This is a genomic window from Vibrio coralliilyticus ATCC BAA-450, from assembly GCF_000176135.1.
Lineage (GTDB): Bacteria > Pseudomonadota > Gammaproteobacteria > Enterobacterales > Vibrionaceae > Vibrio > Vibrio coralliilyticus.
In genome coordinates, this window is the sequence record NZ_ACZN01000018.1 from 1,071,424 (window position 1) to 1,094,097 (window position 22,674).

A 22,674-nucleotide genomic window follows, 5' to 3' on the forward strand; every position below is an offset into this window, starting at 1 on the left:
ACTGGTATGCTGTCACTCATCGAACAAATTAAGTCAGGCGCACTTTGGGATTTCCCAGGGGGTGTCCACCCACCAGAAAACAAAAAGCAGTCGGTTAAAAGCGAGATTGCCAAAGCGAGTATTCCACAAGAAATCGTTCTGCCAGTGAAGCAACACATTGGTAAACCGGGCACGATCACAGTGGAAGTTGGCGAGCAAGTACTCAAAGGTCAGCCGCTGACTAAATACGACACCAGCTTCATGCTTCCGGTCCATGCACCAACATCCGGTAAAATCACAGCGATAGAGTCTCGTACTACAGCCCACCCATCCGGTCTGGCAGAAACTTGTATCGTCATTTCTCCAGATGGTGAAGATCGCTGGATTGAACGAAAAACAGATAACGACTTTACCCAACGTACACCAGACGAATTGATTGAGATTATTCGTCAGGCTGGCGTTTCAGGTATGGGCGGCGCAGGCTTTCCAACCGCGAAAAAGATCCAAGCTGGATTGGCTCGAACAGAGATTCTGATTGTTAATGCTGCAGAATGTGAACCTTACATCACCGCCGATGACATGTTGATGCAAGAACATGCCGATGAAGTAATTAAAGGCATCGAGATTGTTGAACACATCTTAAATCCTAAGCTGACCATTATTGGTATTGAGGACAACAAACCTCAAGCCATCAAAGCGTTAGAACAAGCCGCAGAGCATAAAGACATCGTCATCCGCGTCATCCCCACCAAATACCCATCGGGTGGTGAAAAGCAGTTGATAAAAATACTGACCAACAAAGAAGTACCAGCAAACAGTATTCCAGCGGATATTGGATTGTTAGTGCAAAATGTTGGTTCGCTGCAAGCCATTAAGCGTGCTGTTTGTGATGGCGAACCTCTGGTTGATCGAATCGTTACTCTGACCGGAGATACCTTTAAACAGCCGCGTAATGTCAAAGCACTGATTGGTACACCGGTTCAATCACTGCTCGACGAGTTTGGCTATAAAGCCGATAAAAAACTGCCTCGCCTAATCATGGGTGGCCCTATGATGGGCTTTACGCTGCCCCATGCCAACGTTCCGATTACCAAAACCGCGAACTGCATTCTGGCTCCGACTCGTAAAGAGATTTCACCCAATCAGTACGAAATGGCCTGTATCCGTTGTGGTCAATGTGCCGAGGCCTGCCCTGCTTCACTGCTCCCTCAGCAGCTTCAATGGCATGCAAAAGCAGAGGAATACGACAAATGCGAAGAGCTCAACCTTAAAGATTGTATCGAATGTGGCGCTTGTGCCTTTGTCTGCCCAAGTGAAATCCCGCTGGTGCAATACTACCGCCAAGCCAAAGCTGAGATGCGTACTCGCAAAGAAGAGTCCGAAGCCGCTGAACGCGCTAAAATCCGCTTTGAAGAGAAGAAAGCGCGACTTGAGCGTGATAAAGCCGAGCGCGAGAATCGATTCAAGAAAGCGGCAGATGATCGTCGCAAAGATATGAAGAAAACCGGTGGCGATGATGCCATTGCTGCAGCCATTGCGCGCGTAAAAGCACAGAAATCTGAAGCGAAATCAGATGAACCCGCAGTTAAACCTGCGGTAGCGGCCGCAATCGCTAAAGCGAAAGCTAAGCAAGCGGCTGCGATGCAAGCAGGTGATGCGGAGCCAGACAACTCTGAAATGGCAAAACTGCGTGAAGAACGCAAACGTCAGGCAAGAGAGAAAAAAGCTCAGAAGACTCAAGAGGCTACGCCAACCACTTCATCCGGTGATAAGAAAGATGCGGTTGCAGCAGCTATTGCGCGCGCTAAAGCGAAAAAAGCCGCGCAGCAAGAAGGTAAACCGGAACCCGTCACCGCTGAACCGGAAAACGCTGAAGCAGGAGAGGATCCGAAGAAAGCGGCGGTCGCTGCCGCTATCGCACGCGCTAAAGCACGCAAAGCGCAGCAAGAAGATAAATCGGAACCAGTAACCACTGAGCCTGAAAGCGCTGAAGTAGCCGAAGAGGATCCGAAGAAAGCGGCAGTCGCTGCCGCTATTGCACGCGCTAAAGCACGTAAAGCACAGCAGGAAGGTAAATCGGAACCAATTACCGCTGAGCCTGAAAGCGCTGAAGTGACAGAAGAGGATCCGAAGAAAGCTGCTGTAGCTGCCGCAATCGCGCGCGCTAAAGCACGTAAAGCGCAGCAAGAAGGCAAATCGGAACCCATCACCACTGAATCTGAAAGCGCTGAAGTTGCCGAAGAGGATCCGAAGAAAGCCGCGGTCGCTGCCGCTATCGCACGTGCCAAAGCACGAAAAGCGCAGCAGGAAGCAGAACCTGAAAGCACTGAGCCTGCCGAAGAGGATCCAAAGAAAGCCGCGGTGGCTGCCGCTATTGCGCGTGCTAAAGCACGTAAAGCGCAGCAGGAAGGTAAGTCAGAACCCGTCACCGCTGAGCCTGAAAGCACCGAAGTAGCCGAAGAGGATCCTAAGAAAGCTGCTGTAGCTGCCGCAATCGCGCGCGCTAAAGCACGTAAAGCGCAGCAAGAAGGCAAATCGGAACCCGTCACCACTGAATCTGAAAGCGCTGAAGTTGCCGAAGAGGATCCGAAGAAAGCCGCGGTTGCTGCCGCCATTGCGCGTGCCAAAGCACGTAAAGCTCAGCGGGAAGGCAAATCGGAACCCGTCACAGCAGTACCTGAAAGCACAGAAGTAGCCGCAGAGGATCCGAAGAAAGCGGCTGTGGCTGCCGCTATCGCACGCGCCAAAGCACGCAAAGCTGAACGCGAACAGAATAATAAATTTGAGGAGAACGAGTAGTGGCCTTTTTCATTGCCAGCTCACCCCACGCTCATAGTCGCAGAAGCACCCCCGACCTGATGAAATGGGTAGCGCTGTGTGCATTACCCGGCTTATTCGCCCAGACCTACTTTTTTGGGTGGGGAACATTAATTCAGCTCGGCTTTGCCATCATTCTTGGGCTTTTGCTTGAGGCTGGTGTCATGTTGGCTCGTAAACGCCATCCGATGTCGGCATTGCGGGACAATAGCGCGATTGTAACTGCGTGGCTGCTTGCGGTTGCGATTCCACCTCTGTCGCCGTGGTGGCTCATCACCATTGGTCTTATTTTTGCGATTTTGATAGCGAAGCACCTCTATGGCGGTATTGGCCAAAACTTATTTAACCCCGCAATGGTTGCTTATGTTGTACTGCTGATCTCCTTCCCGGTACAAATGACCAGTTGGATCTCACCTACCGAACTGCAACCGACAACGAGCTCTTTAGGCGATGCGTTTTCACTGATTTTCACTGGTTTCAATCTTGATGGCTTATCACTTCAGCAGATTCGAACAGGTGTAGATGGCATTACCATGGCAACGCCACTCGATGCCTTCAAGACCGCACTCCATACAGGTAATACCGCTGCAGAAGCTCTCCACCAGCCTCAGTTCAGTGGTCTGGCAGGTATCGGTTGGGAGTGGGTTAACTTAGCCTACCTAGTGGGTGGCCTACTGCTGATCAAATTAAAAGTCATTAACTGGCATATTCCGGTTAGCTTCGTTGTCAGTTTGACGGTGATGAGCGGCTTGTTTGCTATCTTAACTCCGGGAGAGACGGCGTCTCCGCTGATCCACCTACTCTCCGGAGCGACCATGCTTGGCGCTTTCTTTATTGCCACTGATCCAGTGTCTGCGTCTACGACGGTGAAAGGCCGACTGATTTTCGGTGCGTTCATTGGCGCTATGGTATTCATTATCCGCAGCTGGGGCGGCTTCCCTGACGGTGTCGCCTTCGCAGTACTGCTTGGCAACATGTGTGTGCCTTTGATTGATTACTACACTAAGCCTCGAACGTACGGCCACTAAGGAGCAGCATGTTAAACGCTATTCGCAAGAACGGTGCAATACTCGCGATTTTCGCCTGTGCTTCAACAGGTGTCGTTGCGCTCACGCACTATTTGACTAAAGACCAAATCAGCCAGCAAGAACAGGCTCAACTGCTGTCTGTACTCAACCAAGTGATTCCTCCTGAGATGCATGACAACAGCTTGTACGAGTCCTGCACAATGGTCTCAGATCCCGCTTTGGGAACTGATGAAGCTATGCCCGTCTATATGGCGAGTAAAAATGGCGAGCCGACAGCATTGGCCATAGAGGCGATCGCCCCAGACGGTTATAACGGCGCAATCAAGATCATTGTTGGCATCAAGCAAGATGGGATGGTTCTAGGGTCACGAGTTCTGAGTCATCAAGAAACACCTGGACTAGGGGACAAAATTGACTTACGAGTTACCGACTGGATCCTGAGCTTTGCTGGCAAGAAAGTTACGCCAGAAAACGAAGCCGATTGGAAAGTACGTAAAGATGGTGGGCAATTCGATCAGTTTACTGGCGCAACAATTACCCCGAGAGCCGTCGTCAAAGCAGTGAAAAATACAGTACAATTTGTGAACAAAAATCGTGCACAAATCAGAACCAGCCACGCAATTGTGGAGGCAACAATGAGTGATCACAAAACACTGATTAAAAACGGTATGTGGGACAACAACCCGGCACTAGTTCAGCTGCTGGGTCTCTGTCCGTTGTTGGCTGTGTCTTCAACAGTGACCAATGCTTTGGGGTTAGGCATCGCTACCTTACTGGTCTTGGTCGGCTCTAACGTCACCGTTTCTCTGGTACGTGATTACGTGCCAAAAGAAGTACGTATCCCAGTTTTCGTAATGATCATTGCTGCTCTGGTAACGTGTGTTCAACTGCTGATGAACGCCTACGCCTACGGTCTTTACCTGTCTTTGGGTATCTTCATCCCTCTTATCGTGACTAACTGTATCATCATTGGCCGAGCCGAGGCGTTTGCTTCGAAGAACGATTTATTGCCTTCTGCACAAGATGGTTTCTGGATGGGCCTAGGCATGACCAGCGTCCTCGTTGTCTTAGGTGCCATGCGTGAAGTGATTGGTAACGGCACCCTATTTGATGGCGCTGACCTATTGCTTGGCAGCTGGGCAAGTGCCCTGCGCATTGAAATATTCCAGTTTGATAACAGCTTCTTACTGGCGCTACTTCCGCCTGGTGCCTTTATTGGCGTTGGGTTACTCATTGCACTGAAAAACATCATAGATAAACAACTAGAAGCTCGTCAGCCAAAACAAGAAAAACCGACCATTGAACGAGCTCGCGTCACTAACCAGTAATATCTGGTTTACACACTGGAAAGCAGCTTCAAAATGAATAAAGAAAAACGAGTACAAATACTGGAACGTCTGAGGGAGAACAACCCAAACCCTCAGACTGAGCTCAACTGGAGTACACCTTTCGAACTCTTAATTGCTGTGCTCTTGTCCGCGCAGGCTACCGATGTCAGCGTGAATAAAGCGACCGACAAACTTTACCCTGTGGCTAACACACCGCAAGGGTTATTTGATTTGGGTGTCGATGGCGTCAAAGAGTACATCAAAACTATCGGCCTGTTTAACTCAAAGGCAGAGAACGTAATTAAAACCTGCCGTATCCTGCTTGACCAACATAATGGTGAAGTACCCGAAGACAGAGCAGCGCTAGAAGCTCTGCCAGGTGTTGGGCGCAAAACCGCCAACGTTGTACTCAACACTGCGTTTGGCTGGCCGACGATTGCCGTTGATACTCATATTTACCGCGTCTCAAACCGTACTAAGTTTGCGATGGGGAAAAATGTCGATCAGGTTGAAGAAAAGCTACTCAAAGTCGTACCCAAAGAATTCAAACTCGATGTACACCATTGGTTGATCCTTCATGGGCGTTATACCTGCGTTGCACGTAAACCTCGTTGTGGCAGTTGTATCATCGAAGATTTGTGCGAATTTAAAGAAAAAGTCTACCCAGAAAACTAGGAGAGCAAGGCAATGTCAAACGGGCGTATTTTACACACCATGCTACGTGTAGGTGATCTAGATAAATCAATTCAGTTTTATACTGAAGTCATGGGAATGCAGCTACTACGCACCAACGAAAATAAAGAGTATGAGTACACTCTCGCTTTCTTGGGTTACGGTGATGAATCTCAAGGTGCTGTGATTGAACTGACTTACAACTGGGGCACAACAGAATACGATTTGGGTAGCGCATTCGGCCATATCGCGATTGGTGTTGAAGACATCTACAAAACCTGTGATGCCATCAAAGCCGCCGGTGGCAATGTCACTCGTGAACCGGGACCTGTAAAAGGCGGAACAACTCATATTGCTTTCGTAAAAGATCCTGATGGTTATATGCTGGAACTTATCCAAAACAAACAAGCGTCGGCAGGCCTTGAGGGATAATCGCCTCCACCATTGATTCTATAGGGCAGCATTTAGCTGCCCTATTATTTTTACTTTACATGATAATAATTATCATTTAATCTCGAAATATTGTGAATTCGGAGAGTTATAAGACAATGGGCATCACCGAGTGGGAAAAACACACGCTACTGGCTGATTTAGCAATGAACGATGATGATCACCTGCGTAGCATCCTTCACTACCAACAAGCGCTGACGTTAAGTGAGCGAATTGGTGATTCCAATGAGATTGATGTTGAAGACCGACTGATGATCTCTGTGATTTCCTGTCACAACATGGCTTCGTTTTGGCGAACGGTTGGCGATACTAAATACGAACTCAAATACCTTCAGCTAGCTTCAGAAAAAGTCCTTACCTTGGTGCCTCAATGTCCAAACAGCGACTGTGATGCCTTCGTCGACTCAATGGGCTGCTGTAAAAAAGCGCTGATCGAATTCATGAAACGACACCCAAATCCTAAGATAGCGAAACTGGTGCAGGATATAGACACTGCCACTAACTGTAACCTAATCGCTAAGTTCCGACTTAACTAATCGGAATGAACAGTAAAAAAGCCAGCATTACGCTGGCTTTTTTACTATCAGACTTGGGTCCGCCCCAGTGATATCACTACTCGGCGGTTTTTATCTTTACCAAGCGGTGAAGCGTTGTCTGCAACCGGACGACGGCGGCCGTATCCCTGAACTTGAATCCGATCCTCAGGTAAACCGAGCGATTTAAAGTAGTCACGCAGTACTTCCGCCCGTTGCTCAGACAAATTCTGGCTGGCGCTCTTACTTTCTTCATTCGAGGTGTATGTCGATACCAAGACCAAATCAATATCCTGATTATGGCGAATGTATTCTGCTATCTGTGCCAACCGTTTCTGCGACGCTTTGTTTAGCTGCACACTTGAACGGTCATAATGCAGAATGGTGAAAGCAATATCTTCAAAGCTATATGGCAGCAGATTTGCAATACAGTCGCTAAACGCATTGTAGGAGTGCTGGAACAAGACAGAAGACAATGAGACTTCTATACGCTGATCACGACTTTGCCATTCCTGATAACTAAAAGTTGGGTAACGCCCTTTTTCCAGCTCTGTGAGAATGCTCCATGCAGTTTGCCCACCTACATAACCATCAAACTGCTGGAAGAAACGAATATTAGTAATACGCTCAGCGCTGTCCCCTGGTCGCCATACGGGAGGCATTGAAACCAGAGACACATCTCGGGTTTTACCCATAGGGCGCTTCATCTTCAGCTCAAAATCGAGGTTGATCTTTTTGCTGGCATGGGATGAGAATACCGCGTCACCGTAATTTGGAATCGGGTGCACCATGCGACACTCTAGTGGCGTATTTGCAATCATCTGCCACTGTGACTGCTGGGGTTTAGCAGCATAGCGAACATCCATTGCCGAAGCGGAGCTGGCAACAGAAGCAAGTGTTAATGTTAGGCTAGTGGCTAACAGTCTTTTCATGGGGTACGGATTCTCTTACTTAGCACGGCGCAATGTTGCCGCTGATACTTCTACAACACCTACAATGCAAAAACCTCGCCAAGAACGTAGTGATTGGCTGCACTTCTATCAATAACAACGGAACGTTATTAATTAGACAATCCGGTTTTTCTTGCCCTGAGAATCTGCAATAATGCTGCCCTTGTCACATAATACTAGGCCAACATGACTGTAGAAAACGAAGCATTGACGCTCAAAAAACGATTTCGTGGCTATTTTCCTGTCGTTATCGACGTTGAAACCGCAGGGTTTAATGCCAAAACGGATGCACTGTTAGAAATCTGTGCCGTCACTCTTAAAATGGATGAAAATGGCGAGCTCCAGCCAGCTTCTACCATCCACTTCCATGTTGAGCCATTTGAAGGAGCAAACCTCGAGAAGGAAGCTCTGGACTTTAACGGCATTCATGATCCGTTTAGCCCATTGCGTGGTGCGGTACCTGAATCGGAAGCCCTCAAAGAAATCTACAAGCTTGTACGCAAAGAACAAAAAGCGGCTGATTGTAGCCGAGCAATTATGGTTGCACACAATGCAACTTTTGATCACAACTTTGTGATGGCCGCTAGTGAACGTAGCAAGCTAAAACGCGTCCCTTTTCATCCCTTTGCAACGTTTGATACCGCAACGCTAAGCGGGTTGGCTTATGGTCAAACTGTATTAGCCAAAGCGTGCAAAACCGCTGGGATGGATTTTGACAACAAAGAAGCCCACTCTGCCCTTTACGATACGTTAAAGACAGCAGAACTCTTCTGCGGCATCGTCAACAAATGGAAAGCTCTTGGTGGTTGGCCTTTGATCGACGAAGACGCAGAAAACAATAAATAAAAAAGTAAACACAACAATCGAGTAAACTATGAATCCTGTTGTAATTTCAGTATGTATCATGCTGCTTCTGGCACTGATGCGCGTGAATGTCGTGGTTGCCCTGACATTCAGTGCTATCGTCGGTGGCCTCGTTGCTGGCATGGACCTAAATGATGCTGTTGCTGCATTTGAAAGTGGCCTAGGTGGCGGTGCAACGATTGCACTCAGCTACGCTATGCTTGGGACATTCGCTGTCGCTATCTCTAAATCGGGGATCACCGATTTACTGGCAAACAGTGTCATCAAACGTATTCACGGTAAAGAAAACGGCTCTGCTTCGACAGGTCTTAAGTACGCAGTGTTAATCGCACTAATCTTAGTGACTATGTCTTCTCAGAACGTCGTACCTGTGCATATCGCCTTTATCCCTATTCTTATTCCACCTCTGTTAGGCGTTTTTGCGAAGCTCAATCTAGATCGTCGTATGATTGCCTGTGTGCTGACGTTCGGTCTAGTAACACCCTACATGGTGTTACCAGTTGGCTTTGGCGGTATCTTCCTTAATAACATCCTGCTCAAAAACCTGCACGATAATGGCTTGGAGTCCGTCGTCGCAAGCCAAGTCCCTGTCGCTATGTTGCTGCCAGCAGCAGGTATGATCTTCGGTTTATTAACAGCCATTTTCTTTAGTTACCGTAAGCCTCGTCAATACAAGGAAACGGAGCTGACACACGTTGAAGAAAACACGCCGTCAATCAACAAAAAGAACATCCTAATTGCTTGTGCTGGTATCATCGCTGCACTTACTGTCCAGCTAACCACAGGTTCAATGATCATTGGTGCCCTAGCAGGTTTCATGGTCTTCACGTTTGGTGGTGTTATCGCTTGGAAAGAAACCCATGACGTGTTCACTAAAGGCGTGCACATGATGGCGATGATTGGCTTCATCATGATTGCCGCCGCTGGTTTTGCTGCCGTAATGAAGCAAACAGGTGGAGTAGAGTCTTTGGTAGAAGCACTATCGACTAGTATCGGTGATAACAAACCACTAGCCGCTCTTCTTATGCTGGTTGTTGGCCTCTTGGTCACTATGGGCATTGGCTCTTCGTTCTCGACTATCCCGATCATTGCAACGATCTACGTACCACTGGCTGCAGCATTTGGTTTCTCGCCAATGGCAACAATTGCTCTAGTTGGTACAGCGGCTGCATTGGGTGACGCGGGTTCTCCAGCCTCTGACTCAACACTTGGCCCTACGTCTGGCCTGAATGCTGATGGTCAACATGAACACATTTGGGAAACCGTAGTGCCGACGTTTGTTCACTACAACATCCCATTGATTGTGTTTGGTTGGATTGCGGCTATGGTTCTATAACCGAGCCAAAAGCAAAACAACAGACATAAAAAAAGCTGACTTTGATAGTCAGCTTTTTTATTACCTATTGGAGGTTACTTAGCGTGTTTGTCTGCCACCGCAGACAGAACTGGTACCATATCTTTCAGCAGCTCTTCTTCTACAGGCTTACCTGAAGAGTCAGTAACGTTGATAGAAGTACGGTTACCTAAATCACCAAATAGGAAAGTATAAGTCCCTGATGAAAGGCCAATCGGCTTAACGCCAACCTCAGTCCAGAATGCATCATCTGGTGCAGCGTACTTAGCTTTCACTGTCCCTTGTGATTGGTTGCGCTCTTCAATGGTGAAGCCCATTTCAGGGAGAAGCTTAGGCAGACGAGGCCACAGCACGTTATAAGGAGTACGTGCGATGATCACTGGGAAGCCACTACGGTCTGTGCCCATAGAGATCGGGATCTGCTTAACCAGCTCTTGAGCACGACGAGCTGCTTCCTCACGAATATCCAAGTCGTAACGAGCAGTCACTAGGTTGGTCATCAAGGCGTTATAGCGCTCTTTATTCGTCGCGGAGACTGGCATTTGTTTGCCTGCTTCGCGCCAATCAATCAAAGAGATCTTAAAGCCATAGCGATTGTTCGCTTCAACACTGGTGATTTCATAGCGAGAACCGATTTCAGCGTCTTCGTCTTCAGACTGCCAGCTAACCCAATCCGTCTCGATACGGTTATCCGTTTGCTCACGAATAGCAATGTTCTGCTCTTGCAGCATCTTCAGCGCCGTTTGCCAGACCTTATCCAGCTCATCTTCACGCAATAACCACAACGTTACTTCGCCATTCTTTCGCTCTGCACGCGCGCCTGGGATCAGCTCCAGAACCTGTTGTGGTGGGCGAATATCCACATCACGACCAACACCACCACTAAACTCTCCTTGAGGGATCTGGTAGTTAGTGTAGTTGCGCGGGTTCACACCTTCGATGTTATTCCACTCAGTCAGAGGCGGAGTATTGAGGTAATCAAAATCGTCCTTCGCCTGACGACGCTGAGTTGCGTCACCAGAACAGGCACTTAAAACAAAAACAGCTAGCGAACTAACAACTAGCTGGTGAGACAATTTCATTGAAACTCCTGATAAGTAAATGCCGAAGCTTTGTGCTTCGGCAATTCATTCTGATTTAGTAGATGCAAGCTTCCGTCATTGCCTGTGCCACAATTGGACGAGCATTTTCAGACAACTCTGTCAGCGGCAGTCTTAAGTCACCGTGAGCAATCAAGCCCATCTTGTGCGCAGCCCACTTAACTGGAATCGGGCTCGACTCAACAAACAGATTCTTATGAAGCGGCATCAAGCGTTGGTTGATAATCTCGGCTTCTTCGTACTTACCTTCAAGGGCAAGCTTCATCATTTTCGCCATATCTTCCGCCGCGATGTTATTCGTAACTGAAATCACACCCTGGCCACCTTGCTTAACAAAATCAAGGCCACTCGAATCATCACCACTTAGTAAGATAAAATCTTCGCCACAAAGTTCACGGTGAATTGCAATTCTGCTTAAATCACCCGTTGCATCTTTTAGCGCCACGATATTATCGATTTCTGCCAGACGAGCAACTGTTTCTGGCAACAAATCTACTGCGGTGCGACCTGGCACGTTGTAGAGGATTTGTGGCACGTCGCTTTCTTCAGCAATCGCCTTATAGTGCTGGAACAAACCTTCCTGAGTTGGCTTGTTGTAATACGGCGTCACACTCAGACAACCTGCGATACCAGAGTTGTTTAGTAAACGACTGAAAGTGACTGATTCATGAGTAGCATTCGCTCCTGTCCCCGCAATCACAGGAATACGACCTTCAGCAAATTCTACCGCTTTGGTAACAACCTTGACATGCTCTTCAACGGTTAACGTTGCAGATTCACCTGTTGTGCCAACGGCCACAATTCCATCTGAGCCAGATTCGACGTGAAAATCCACAAGTTTTTTCAGGCTTACGTAATCTACTTCGCCATCATTATTAAACGGTGTAATTAACGCTACGATACTTCCTGAAAACATGTCTTTCTCCCTAATTTAGATACTTTCTGCATGGTACTGTAAGGCGATTGAAAAAGACAAGGGATTAAACCCGCTTAAATCACCTATTTGAGTGAATATTTATCAGATGTTAGAACTTTGGCAACTTACGCCTTTTTTACAGCCCGTTGTCAGCCTGAGGTTAGAAATATCAAGCCCTCAGGCAGGGTCAGTAACGAGTGCAGAAAATTGCATCAGATTTCTGTTGAGCGGACATTTTTCTCTTCAGTAACTGTGCTAAGCTATCTCATTAATAATCATAACAATGCTCGAAGTGATATTATGACTCAACATCTGGTGATTACAGCGGTAGGAACGGACCGCCCCGGTGTCTGCAACCAAGTGGTTCACCTGGTCACACAATCTGGATGCAATATTGTTGATAGTCGCATTGCGCTTTTTGGCAACGAATTCACCCTCATTATGCTGCTTTCCGGCAACAATGCAGCGGTCACTCGCGTCGAAACTACACTGCCTTTATTAGGTCAGGAACTTGATCTCATCACCATGATGAAACGTACATCTCAACATGCTCATGCTGACAACTCTTACAGCTTGGAAGTCTTTGTTGAGTCTGATGATGAAGTTGGGCTGACAGAGAAATTCACTCAGTTCTTCGCTGATAAAAATATTGGTCTTGCATCACTCAGCGCGCAGACCATAGATAAAGCGAAAATTCAGTCTACGCAAAACCAGTTCCATATTGCTATCACGGCCACTGTTGATGCAGATTGTAATTTGATGCAGTTGCAGGAAGAATTCGAAGCATTGTGCTCAAGCCTTGGCGTTCAAGGCTCATTAAACTTCATAAAGAACAGTCAATAAAAAGGAAAATCAATGAACACGCTAACAGCTGGCACTCCGGCTCCGGCATTTTCCCTGCTGGATCAAGACGGCAACACAGTGTCACTCAGTGACTTTGCTGGTAAAAAGATTCTTTTCTACTTCTATCCAAAAGCGATGACTCCAGGCTGTACAGTACAAGCACAAGGTCTGCGCGATACTAAAGCAGAACTGGATGCTCATAACGTTGTAGTGCTGGGCGTCAGCATTGACCCAGTAAAACGCCTAGGTAAGTTTATCGAGCGTGACAACCTCAACTTCACTCTGTTGTCTGATGAAGACCACGCAGCCGCAGACCAATTCGGTGTTTGGGGTGAGAAGAAGTTCATGGGTAAAGTGTATGACGGCCTACACCGCATCAGCTTCCTTATCAATGAAGAAGGTGTGATTGAGCACGTATTTAATAAGTTCAAAACCAAAAATCACCATGAAGTGGTTTTGGATTACTTGAATGAAAATAAGTAATCTCTACTCATAAAAAACGCCAGCTTGTCGCTGGCGTTTTTTGTTTCTTTAACCTTAAACAATAAACTTGTTCAGTATTGCATCTTGCTCTCGGACATTTTCCGTCTGTACCTGCATGGCAATATTGGCGTTTTCTGCGGAGTCGGCTACCTGTGTCGACAGATCTTTGATCTTCACCGTATTGCTGTTGATCTCTTCCGCCACCAAGCTCTGCTCTTCTGCCGCAGAAGCAATCTGCATGTTCATGTCAGTAATGCTCTGAATCGCATCACGAATGCGTTGCAAGGATTCATTTGCCGCTTGAGCTTTATCCACCGCATCCACCGCTGTGTTCTTGCTTTCATGCATTGCTGCTGACACTGAGCTTGCGCCCGCTTGTAGCTGCTCAATCATACTGCGGATTTCAGTTGTCGATTCCTGAGTACGCTGCGCGAGCGTTCGAACTTCATCCGCTACAACTGCGAAACCTCGACCAGACTCACCAGCACGTGCTGCCTCAATTGCCGCATTCAAGGCTAGCAGGTTCGTTTGATCGGCAATGTCGTTAATCACTTTAAGGATGGTTTCGATGTTCGCTGTCGCAGATTCCAGACCTTGTACTTCTTCAACCGCTTGATCGATTCGCGCCGACAATGCATCAATCGATGACGTGGTAGCACTCACCACTGAAGAGCCTTGTTGTGTTGCTTCATCGGCGTCTTTCGCTGCACCAGCGGCGCCTTGAGCGTTATTTGCAACTTCTGTTGCCGTCACAGCCATTTCGTTCATCGCTGTAGCAAGCTGCTCAAGCTCCTGCAGTTGGCTACGCATCGCTTCTGCTGACTCTTGTGAGCCCTGAACCGTCATTTCAGTCCCGCGCAGAATTTCAGCACCAATCGCTTTCGACTGCTGAATCTGCTTCTGCAAGGTCTCAGTAAAGGTATTGAAGCCTTCTGCCAGCTCAGCAAACTCTTTGTCAGTGTTCGTATCCAAACGTTTGGTTAAGTCACCCTGACCGGAAGCGACATCTTTGATCGCTTCATTAAGTGTACCTAGAGGGCGCATCAGGAACTTAATCAGGAAGCTCAGTACCACAACACTCAATACAACACTGATTACTGCGTATAGAATCGAGCTGCTACGCATATCGTCAATAGCCGCAAACGCAATACTCTCATCAACAATTGCACCGATATACCAGTTTTCACTTGGTACTTTGGTAAAGTGGATAAGGTATGACTGACCATCTTTTTCTATACGCTGGTTGCCTTCTTTAATGCTAGCTTCTGGCAAATAAGTGGAAAGATTTTGGCCATTATTCTTGGCATCAGGGTGAGCGATGGTTGTACCGTCAGCGGTGATAATAAACAAATACCCCGCATCGAGCAGATTAGCGCTATTAACTAAATCCGCTAAGCCTGTCAGTTCTAAATCATAAAACATGGCTGCGGTAAACTGGCCGTTGTCTCGAACAGGTGTACCGATAGAAATGATGACTTTCTTCGAGGAAACATCAACATAAGGCGCTGTGACTACAAGCTTGCCTTGGGCTTTAGCATCTTTATACCAAGGTCGGACACGCGGATCATAATCAGGACCAGCTTCCCAGCCATCATCATTTTCTACAACAAAACCATCCGCTTCATAGCCATATCCTACAGCCAAGAAGCTACCTTTCAGGTTTGGTTTCTCAAGAATATCTTTAACGCGTGCTTTGTTTTGAGGGTCAAGTTCAATAACCTCGGTAGTGGATTGAGCAAGAGACTTCTTACTCTCCATTTCTGAAGTGACGGTGTTTTTTACCCCTTTCACCATCTCAATTAGACTGGTATCGACCAAGTCCTCTACTTCATCCTTTACTGTATTAAGTTGTTGCACCGAAAGTAACACAACGGTTACTAACAGCAATGCTGATGATGCAGCAACGATCTTTTGACTAAATCTCATAGTGTCCCTCAAAGATTAATTCGTTTTTTAATTTATAGTTGTTATGTCGTATCTATTATTATCGTCCTAACCACAGCAGACTTAAGAAATTTCTTACAAAATTCATACTTTGTAAAACAATCTTTTAAAAAGTATATACCGTTTGCGCAAATAAAAAGCCTCAAAGCGAAAGCTTTGAGGCTTTTTATTTGATGAAATTGTAATTTGGCCTATCCGGGGTGTGAATAGACTTCGTCTTCGTCGTTACTTGGCAGAGCATTCCACACCGCTTTCACTAAGGTTGCTAACGGGATAGCAAAGAACACGCCCCAGAAGCCCCACAACCCTCCAAAGACCAGTACGGCAACAATGATAGCAACTGGATGCAAGTTCACCGCTTCAGAGAACAGAACCGGAACCAGAACATTTCCATCCAGGGCCTGAATGATGCCATAGGCAATCAGCAGCCAATAGAATTGAGGAGTCAGCCCCCACTGGAACAAGCCAACCATTGCCACAGGTACTGTTACCGCAGCCGCACCGATATACGGAATCAACACAGATAGACCGACTGCAACAGCAAGTAGTACCGAATAGCGCAAATCTAAAATTGCGAATGTCACATAACTCACACCGCCGACAATCAGAATTTCCATCACTTTGCCGCGAATATAGTTAGAGATTTGATCGTTCATTTCATGCCAAACTTTGGTTGCCAGCTTACGGTTGCGCGGTAATACACCACTCGCCATGGCAATCATCTCTTGCTTATCTTTGAGCAGGAAAAACACCAGTAGTGGCACCAGAATCAAGTAAACCGCCAGTGTTGCAATGCTCACTAAAGACGCTAGAGAACCCTTAACGACCGTCTCACCCATCACGATCACTTGGTTCTTCGCGTTGGTCACTAGCGATTCGACAATCTGGAAATTATCCAATTCAGGATAACGTTGCGGTAACTCTGCAATCACCTTTTGCAGCCCAGTGTACATGGAAGGAATATCATTGATGAGATTGCCGACTTGCTGCCAAATCGTCGGGACCAGGCCAAATACCGCCACCATCATTAAGCTCGTAAAACCAAGAATAACCAAGATGACCGATAACGTTCTTGGAATACCCAAGCGGGACAACTGAGAAACAGGCCATTCCAATAAGTAAGCCAAAACAATCGCAACAAGCAAAGGCGCAATAAGATTGCCGAAGAAATAAATCGTGATAAAGCCGAAGAGCAGAATCGCAACCAAGCTCACAGCATGTGGATCAGAAAAACGTCGCTTGTACCAACGACTCACCATCTCAAACATTCGACAAGGTTCCTTTAGTCACTTGCAAACAGTAATAACTATCCAACTCTTCGCAGACCAACTCGAAGGATTGCTTAAGCAGGAAATGTTTTATATCTGACATAGAACTGGGGTCTGAAACATAAATGGTTGTTTGTTGTCCTTCACACAGCCCTTTAGTGTGACGCTTGGCAAGTAATAGTGCCATAGGGCAGCGCTCTTGACGCAAATCCAAAAGATTCAGTTCCATTCTTCAGCCCGATGCTTATCATAGGAGGAATATTGTATAGTGTTTTTTTCCAAGCGTCAGTGCAAATACACCGATGCATCGAAAAGTTTCACTTTGACATAACTCAATTCAATGGAACACTTTACACTCGATAGATGAATGATAGGCGCATAATTCACAAAACAGCAGCCAATCGACGGTGAAACCATCTCAGTAAAAGAGTGTCAAAAAGCTATACCTCCAGCCTGACACCGTTCATTATAACCAAATGACTCAGACTGAGTGGATAGACCAAATGATCATGGAGTATCACCAATAAAATATGTTTAGACGTACGCGCTCACTTGTCTGCTTATGCGTCGCAGCTTCGCTGGGTATACAGACACCAACCTACGCCAATACACTCGATTTACCTGATATTGGTACGGCAGCCAGTAGCACTTTGACCATAGATCAAGAGCTACAATACGGTGACGCCTACATGCGCATGCTGCGTAACAACCAGCCTATCGTCAATGACCCAGTTCTGAATGAATACATCGACAGCTTAGGCCATCAGTTGGTTGCTAGCGCCAGTGACGTAAAAACCCCGTTTACCTTCTTTATGATCCGTGACCGTAATATCAACGCCTTCGCGTTTTTTGGTGGTTACGTAGCTCTGCATACCGGGCTATTTCTTCATGCCAAAAGTGAAAGCGAGTTGGCTTCCGTTGTCGCACACGAAATAGCGCACGTTACTCAACGCCACCTCGCACGCAGTATGGAAGAACAGGCAAGACGATCTCCCGCGACAATGGCGGCATTGGCAGGCTCACTGCTTCTCGCTATCGCTGCGCCTGAAGCGGGTATCGCAGCGATTACCGCAACCACTGCTGGTAATATTCAGGGCCAGATAAACTACACACGTAGTAACGAGAAAGAAGCCGATCGCTTTGGTATCGACACGCTAGCCAAAGCTGGGTTTGACGTCAATGCGATGCCACGTTTCTTCAGTCGCTTAGCCGATGAATACCGATACGCCAGTAAACCACCTCCAATGCTGCTGACGCACCCGCTGCCGGAAGATCGTATTACCGACAGTCGAGCGAGAGCGCAAAACTATCCGGCGAGAAGAATTGACCCATCACTGAATTACAACCTTGCTCGCGCTCGTATTGTCGCCCGCTATGCTGGCATCAGTGCCAAAGCCGCCATGGATTGGTTGACTCGCACAGAGAAGAAAGCGCCAGCAAGCCTGAAATCTTCTTTCCAATATGGCCGAGCTCTGGTTCACTTAGACAACAATGAACTGGATGAAGCTAACACGATTTTACAATCCTTGATCCAACAGCAACCGGACAACAACTTCTACCTAGACGCCATGTCCGATTTGTATATTGCGCAGAAAAAGGCTGGTGAAGCAGAGAAAATGCTGCAGACAGCGTTGAAAAGTAAGCCAAACAACGCCGTATTAACCATCAATTATGCTAATGCTTTGATGAAACAGGATAAAAATGCAGAAGCGGTTCGTGTCCTTCAGCGCTACACCCATGACAATCCTAACGATGTGAATGGTTGGCATTTACTGTCTGAAGCCAGCATTCATCTTGGCCGAAGTGACGAAGACCTCGCTGCTCGCGCGGAAATTTTAGCTTTGAAAGCTAATTGGAATAAGGCGATTCAGTATTACACTCAAGCCAGTCAACTGGCCGAACTTGGCAGCTTAAAGCAAGCACGCTACGATGCACGCATCGATCAGCTTATGGTTCAGCGCGATCGTTTTATGGCTCTACAATAATGATGGAACGGATAGAACACCGTTCCCAATAACTCGGAGACTCAACTTATGTCAGTCGTGATTTATCACAACCCTCGTTGCTCAAAAAGCCGCCAAACCTTGGCACTTCTCGAAGAAAAAAATATCCAACCAGAAATCATCAAATACCTCGACACACCACCGAGCGTGGCTGAGTTGAAGTCACTTTTCACACAACTCGGCCTAAATGATGTTCGCGCTATGATGCGTACTAAAGAAGACATCTACAAAGAGCTCAATCTAGCAGATGCGACAGACGAACAACTATTCGAAGCCATGGCTGCTAATCCAAAACTGATTGAACGTCCAATTGTCGTTAGCAATGGTCAGGCAAAACATGGTCGTCCACCAGAGCAGGTTCTCGATATTCTATGAGTTGCCAGATTGTCGTCCTTTATTACAGCCGACACGGTTCTACCCGCGCATTAGCGCGGCAAATTGCCAGAGGGATAGAATCTATCCCTCACTGCGAAGCCTTGATTCGTTCGGTTGAAGACATAGATGAAAGGCAACAAGCTCAAGATCCTGTAGTGACTTTAAATGAACTAAAAGCCTGTGATGGCCTAGCGATGGGTAGCCCGGTCTGGTTTGGCAACATGTCCGCATCACTCAAACACTTCTGGGACCAGACGACGTCTTTGTGGGTCTCTGGAGATTTGATCGATAAGCCTGCATGTGTCTTTAGCTCCTCTTCCAGTTTACATGGCGGGCAGGAAACGACATTGCAAACCATGATGTTACCTCTGTTACACCACGGAATGATGATCTTAGGGATTCCTTACTCTGAGCCGACGCTGCATACCACGCAAACCGGTGGAACACCTTACGGCGCAACGTCTGTGACTCACGACGGGGCTTCACTCAGTCAAGATGAAATCGAACTGGCTCAACAACTCGGTAAACGCTTGGCGACCACTGCGTTAAAAATGAAGGACTGATGCATGCAGGAAATGCAATCACAAACCAAACTATTCCGGCTTCTGGCGTTATGTGGAAACCTCGGTCTGCTTGCTTGGGTGGCCCTGTGGCAACTTAGCCTATCTCCTCACCCTCACATCAGCGGCATTACACTTGCCATTGCCTGGAGTATTCCTCTGCTGTTGCCGTTACCCGGCATTCTTGCTGGTAAACCGTACACACACGCTTGGGCCAACTTCGTGCTGATGCTGTACTTTCTGCATGCGTTAACCATTCTTTATATCGATGGTGGTGAGCGCTGGCTAGCAGGTATAGAACTAATCCTTACAGCAGCGGCCTTCGCCGGTAACATTCTTTATGCACGCTCCCGTGGTAAAGAGTTAGGGCTTAAGCTCAAACGGTTATCGAAAGTCGAAAAAGAAGAAAAAGAACGATTCGAATAAAAAAGGTCTGGCATTTGCCAGACCTTTTTCGTTATTCAATTGCGTCTTCGAGCGCTTCTTGAACCTCTTCTGAATCTATCAATTCAGCTTCATGCTCTATTTCTGTCGCGGGAGCCCCTAACCATTCAAATGTCAGAATTTGCTCCGATGGAATGACAGCTGGAACCTCAACAGGAGTGTCAATATTCGGTTGCGCTCCACTGACCGAATCATCAGGCGATTCAATTTGTGGTTCGTCAATAACAACGGGTTGAGACTCAGTGCTATTTTCCAGTTGAGTCACCTGCCCCATACGGCTGACTTCCTGCTCAAATTCCGCTTGAGAAGCCAACAGATGCACGTTGAACGTTACCTGATTACCTTGAATCTTTAGAATATCCGTTGCGGCTACTGAGCTGAGTTTTTTCAGCTGTTTCTCTAACGTGAAAAAATCCACCGCATTATTTAACGAAGTAAAACGAACTTTCACAGTTTCAGAAGACTCACTTGCAACGACTACTGCGCTCTTTCTCGCATAGTAGTCACTGATCTGGTTCACCATCTTAGTCGCAGAATCCGCACCGCTGTTTGAGCCAGATACTGGTGCTTGACGCGTTATACCAATCGTGGTGGGTTTTTGGTCGTACAAAGTCCAACGTAGCGAGTTACCCTGTACTCTCACAACCAATACAGCATCAACAGGGTAACGTTGGCTTGCTTCACCAACAGGGCGCGCAAAACCGCCCCAAAGGTCAGAGGCAGCTACACCTGTAATATCATCAAAATCTCCAACTGGAACCGTCAGCGGTAGGCCGCGCTTTTCGGCTTCCACTTTCATCTGGCCAAGCACTGGTGAATCAGAATGTTCCCAGCTGATATTACGATCATATTGAGTCTCTTCAACCAACCAAACCAGCAGATTGGCGCGAGCAGCAGGCCAAATAGGTAATTGAGCCTGACTTAACAGAGAACGGATATGAGGCGCACTGAAACCCAAACGAAGTGTTTGCTGGCCATCAAGTTGCCCATAACTGATTTGCGAAAGGTACTGAGAGTTTTGTTTCAGAGCCTTTTGCACGACCTGATTTGATACCGCACTTTGATCGCCAGAAGCACGGACGATAATCTCTTTCATCCCATCCACACGAGCTTGGGCATCCGCATTTTCAACGCTTTGATCAAGTACAATCTCTGTCTGATATAAATCTACATTGGTCAAAGCAGCGGCAGGGAATCCCACCAGCCCTAAAGCCAACAAAACTAAATGGCGCATAGCTTTCCTAAGGTCAATTCTTCATTGCAGCTTCGGATGATAAGCAACTATCCAATCTTGAGCAACTAAAGGTCGGATTTATGTGTTTTGGCACCCTTAAACCATCACGCTTACTGATTGGTTAATTATTGTTTATTTGATCCACTTCAGATTGCAAACGATTGCCAAGGTGATAAAATCCCGCGAATTTTATTTTTCTGTTGAGTATTTACCTACTGCTCTTCGATTCACCACATAAAGGAATAAGCCATGAAAAACGCCATTCAAGGTGCGCAGATGCTATTTGTCGCATTTGGGGCTCTCGTGTTGGTCCCACTGCTGACAGGATTAGATCCTAGTGTCGCTCTATTTGGTGCAGGTGTCGGAACCCTTCTTTTCCAACTTGTTACTCGCCGCTCTGTTCCTATCTTCCTTGCCTCATCTTTTGCTTTTATTGCACCTATTCTTTACGGAGTTCAAACTTGGGGTGTACCTGCAACTATGGGTGGTCTAATGGCGGCCGGTTGTGTATACGTTGCAATGGGGGCGCTCATTAAAGTACGCGGTGTAGACATTATTCATAAGTTACTGCCGCCCGTTGTAGTCGGTCCGGTCATCATGGTGATTGGTTTAGGTCTCGCACCCGTCGCTGTGAACATGGCTCTCGGTAAAGTAGATGGGGCACAGGTCATTGATGCAAATGCCTCGCTGGTCATCTCAGTAGCCTCGTTGTTAACAACTATCATTCTGAGTGTTTTCGCCAAAGGCTTCCTGAAGTTAACACCGATTCTGGGCGGTATCGTTGTCGGTTATGCGCTAAGCCTTAGTTACGGTATCGTTGACTTTACGCCAGTCCATGAAGCAGCTTGGTTTGCATTACCAAACTTCACTACTCCGGAATTTAACATCAACGCCATCTTATTCATGATTCCCGTCGCCATTGCGCCTGCGGTTGAACACGTAGGAGATATGTTGGCAATCTCGAACGTAACAGGTAAGAACTACATCAAAAAGCCAGGATTGCATCGCACTATCGCAGGTGACGGGGTGGCAACCATTGCCGCTTCTATGGTTGGCGCACCGCCGAATACCACCTACTCAGAGGTAACGGGTGCGGTCATGCTGACTAAAGCGTTTAACCCTGTCATCATGACTTGGGCAGCAGTGAGCGCAATTGTCTTAGCACTGGTAGGTAAGCTTGGTGCGGTTTTACAAACCATTCCTATGCCTGTCATGGGCGGCATTATGATTCTGCTGTTTGGTTCAATTGCAACTGTCGGCTTAAACACACTTATTAAGAATAATGTCGACCTGCACAAATCCCGCAACCTAGTTATCGTTGCGATCACCCTAGTATTTGGTATCGGCGGTATGGCTTTTGGTATTGGCGAATTTAGCCTGCAAGGCGTCAGCTTATGTGGCATCGTTGCAATACTACTTAACCTCCTCCTTCCAAAAGATTTGGGCGAAAACCACGTCGTGGATAACGCTCAAATGGAAGACGAAGCCAAGTAGAATCGAAAAAGGGTTGATGTATGGACATCAACCCT

22 protein-coding genes and 1 pseudogene are annotated in these 22,674 nt (G+C 47.1%); 16 read left to right on the plus strand and 7 right to left on the minus strand.

All coding sequences use genetic code 11. The annotated features are described in order from the left end of the window. Nucleotides 1-6 precede the first annotated feature (6 nt). From rsxC to VIC_RS24385, 7 genes and pseudogenes are all read left to right on the plus strand, one after another. Nucleotides 7-2,778 (plus strand): electron transport complex subunit RsxC, encoded by a 2,772-nt coding sequence (gene rsxC, locus VIC_RS24360; protein WP_006963068.1) that lies wholly within the window; start codon nucleotides 7-9, stop codon nucleotides 2,776-2,778. Then, on the plus strand, nucleotides 2,778-3,824 hold the full coding sequence (gene rsxD / locus VIC_RS24365) for an electron transport complex subunit RsxD (protein WP_006963070.1): 1,047 nt from the start codon (nucleotides 2,778-2,780) through the stop codon (nucleotides 3,822-3,824). The genes rsxC and rsxD overlap by 1 nt, the downstream gene beginning before the upstream one ends. An 8-nt stretch (nucleotides 3,825-3,832) precedes the next feature. After that, nucleotides 3,833-4,467, plus strand: a pseudogene (rsxG, locus tag VIC_RS26940) (electron transport complex subunit RsxG). Continuing rightward, complete coding sequence (locus tag VIC_RS26945; protein ID WP_019277143.1) at nucleotides 4,460-5,152, plus strand: electron transport complex subunit E; 693 nt, start codon at nucleotides 4,460-4,462, stop codon at nucleotides 5,150-5,152. The pseudogene rsxG and the gene VIC_RS26945 overlap by 8 nt, the downstream one beginning before the upstream one ends. 33 nt (nucleotides 5,153-5,185) lie before the next feature. Continuing rightward, nucleotides 5,186-5,827, plus strand: coding sequence for an endonuclease III (gene nth / locus VIC_RS24375; protein WP_006963075.1), 642 nt, complete (start codon nucleotides 5,186-5,188; stop codon nucleotides 5,825-5,827). Nucleotides 5,828-5,839: 12 nt separating this feature from the next. Then, a complete protein-coding gene (gene gloA / locus VIC_RS24380) occupies nucleotides 5,840-6,256 on the plus strand; it encodes a lactoylglutathione lyase (protein WP_006963077.1) in 417 nt (138 codons plus the stop codon). A gap of 116 nt (nucleotides 6,257-6,372) precedes the next feature. Further along, on the plus strand, nucleotides 6,373-6,810 hold the full coding sequence (locus VIC_RS24385) for a DUF2753 domain-containing protein (RefSeq protein ID WP_006963078.1): 438 nt from the start codon (nucleotides 6,373-6,375) through the stop codon (nucleotides 6,808-6,810). A 47-nt stretch (nucleotides 6,811-6,857) separates the two neighbouring features. Here the strand turns inward: VIC_RS24385 and motY are convergent, their stop codons facing one another. Continuing rightward, nucleotides 6,858-7,739, minus strand: coding sequence for a flagellar protein MotY (gene motY, locus VIC_RS24390; protein ID WP_006963079.1), 882 nt, complete (start codon nucleotides 7,737-7,739; stop codon nucleotides 6,858-6,860). 204 nt (nucleotides 7,740-7,943) lie between these two features. Here motY and rnt point away from each other — a divergent pair, with 204 nt between their 5' ends. Together rnt and VIC_RS24400 are read left to right on the plus strand one after the other, a co-directional pair. Further along, nucleotides 7,944-8,603, plus strand: coding sequence for a ribonuclease T (gene rnt, locus VIC_RS24395; protein WP_006963080.1), 660 nt, complete (start codon nucleotides 7,944-7,946; stop codon nucleotides 8,601-8,603). Between the two features lie 28 nt (nucleotides 8,604-8,631). After that, nucleotides 8,632-9,957: a Na+/H+ antiporter family protein gene (locus VIC_RS24400; RefSeq protein ID WP_006963081.1), complete on the plus strand. Its 1,326-nt coding sequence runs from the start codon at nucleotides 8,632-8,634 to the stop codon at nucleotides 9,955-9,957. A 74-nt stretch (nucleotides 9,958-10,031) separates the two neighbouring features. Here VIC_RS24400 and bamC read toward each other — a convergent pair whose 3' ends face one another. Together bamC and dapA are read right to left on the minus strand one after the other, a co-directional pair. Further along, nucleotides 10,032-11,057 carry an outer membrane protein assembly factor BamC gene (bamC, locus tag VIC_RS24405; RefSeq protein WP_006963082.1) on the minus strand — a complete coding sequence of 342 codons (1,026 nt, stop codon included), beginning with the start codon at nucleotides 11,055-11,057 and terminating at the stop codon, nucleotides 10,032-10,034. 55 nt (nucleotides 11,058-11,112) lie between these two features. Further along, complete coding sequence (gene dapA, locus VIC_RS24410) at nucleotides 11,113-11,991, minus strand: 4-hydroxy-tetrahydrodipicolinate synthase (protein WP_006963083.1); 879 nt, start codon at nucleotides 11,989-11,991, stop codon at nucleotides 11,113-11,115. A gap of 300 nt (nucleotides 11,992-12,291) precedes the next feature. Between dapA and VIC_RS24415 the strand changes: the two genes are divergently transcribed. Then, nucleotides 12,292-12,834: a glycine cleavage system transcriptional repressor gene (locus VIC_RS24415; protein WP_006963084.1), complete on the plus strand. Its 543-nt coding sequence runs from the start codon at nucleotides 12,292-12,294 to the stop codon at nucleotides 12,832-12,834. A 12-nt stretch (nucleotides 12,835-12,846) separates the two neighbouring features. Then, nucleotides 12,847-13,317, plus strand: a complete 471-nt coding sequence (gene bcp, locus VIC_RS24420) for a thioredoxin-dependent thiol peroxidase (protein ID WP_006963085.1) — start codon at nucleotides 12,847-12,849, stop codon at nucleotides 13,315-13,317. 54 nt (nucleotides 13,318-13,371) lie between these two features. Here the strand turns inward: bcp and VIC_RS24425 are convergent, their stop codons facing one another. The 3 genes from VIC_RS24425 to VIC_RS24435 all read right to left on the minus strand — a co-directional run bounded on the left by VIC_RS24425 (nucleotide 13,372) and on the right by VIC_RS24435 (nucleotide 16,758). Next, a complete protein-coding gene (locus tag VIC_RS24425) occupies nucleotides 13,372-15,243 on the minus strand; it encodes a methyl-accepting chemotaxis protein (protein ID WP_006963086.1) in 1,872 nt (623 codons plus the stop codon). A 209-nt stretch (nucleotides 15,244-15,452) separates the two neighbouring features. Beyond that, nucleotides 15,453-16,529, minus strand: a complete 1,077-nt coding sequence (locus VIC_RS24430; RefSeq protein ID WP_006963087.1) for an AI-2E family transporter — start codon at nucleotides 16,527-16,529, stop codon at nucleotides 15,453-15,455. Beyond that, nucleotides 16,522-16,758, minus strand: coding sequence for a sulfurtransferase TusA family protein (locus tag VIC_RS24435; protein ID WP_006963088.1), 237 nt, complete (start codon nucleotides 16,756-16,758; stop codon nucleotides 16,522-16,524). The genes VIC_RS24430 and VIC_RS24435 overlap by 8 nt, the downstream gene beginning before the upstream one ends. Nucleotides 16,759-17,059: 301 nt before the next feature. Here VIC_RS24435 and bepA point away from each other — a divergent pair, with 301 nt between their 5' ends. From bepA to VIC_RS24455, 4 genes are read left to right on the plus strand one after another with little or no spacing between them, the layout of a single operon-like run. Further along, the gene (gene bepA, locus VIC_RS24440) at nucleotides 17,060-18,514 is read left to right on the plus strand and encodes a beta-barrel assembly-enhancing protease (RefSeq protein WP_039952595.1); all 1,455 of its coding nucleotides are present in this window, start codon (nucleotides 17,060-17,062) and stop codon (nucleotides 18,512-18,514) included. Nucleotides 18,515-18,562: 48 nt separating this feature from the next. After that, nucleotides 18,563-18,907, plus strand: a complete 345-nt coding sequence (gene arsC / locus VIC_RS24445) for an arsenate reductase (glutaredoxin) (RefSeq protein ID WP_006963090.1) — start codon at nucleotides 18,563-18,565, stop codon at nucleotides 18,905-18,907. Continuing rightward, nucleotides 18,904-19,470 (plus strand): NAD(P)H:quinone oxidoreductase, encoded by a 567-nt coding sequence (wrbA, locus tag VIC_RS24450; RefSeq protein ID WP_006963091.1) that lies wholly within the window; start codon nucleotides 18,904-18,906, stop codon nucleotides 19,468-19,470. Before arsC ends, wrbA begins: the two co-directional genes overlap by 4 nt. A gap of 3 nt (nucleotides 19,471-19,473) precedes the next feature. Further along, entirely contained in the window at nucleotides 19,474-19,893 is a 420-nt protein-coding gene (locus VIC_RS24455) for a DUF2069 domain-containing protein (protein ID WP_006963092.1), read from the plus strand. A gap of 31 nt (nucleotides 19,894-19,924) precedes the next feature. On the opposite strand, the gene VIC_RS24460 is transcribed toward VIC_RS24455, so the two are convergent. Beyond that, entirely contained in the window at nucleotides 19,925-21,145 is a 1,221-nt protein-coding gene (locus VIC_RS24460; RefSeq protein WP_006963093.1) for a DUF2066 domain-containing protein, read from the minus strand. Between the two features lie 249 nt (nucleotides 21,146-21,394). On the opposite strand from VIC_RS24460, the gene VIC_RS24465 reads away from it, so the two are divergent. Continuing rightward, nucleotides 21,395-22,639 (plus strand): uracil-xanthine permease family protein, encoded by a 1,245-nt coding sequence (locus VIC_RS24465; RefSeq protein ID WP_006963094.1) that lies wholly within the window; start codon nucleotides 21,395-21,397, stop codon nucleotides 22,637-22,639. Nucleotides 22,640-22,674: the final 35 nt, after the last annotated feature.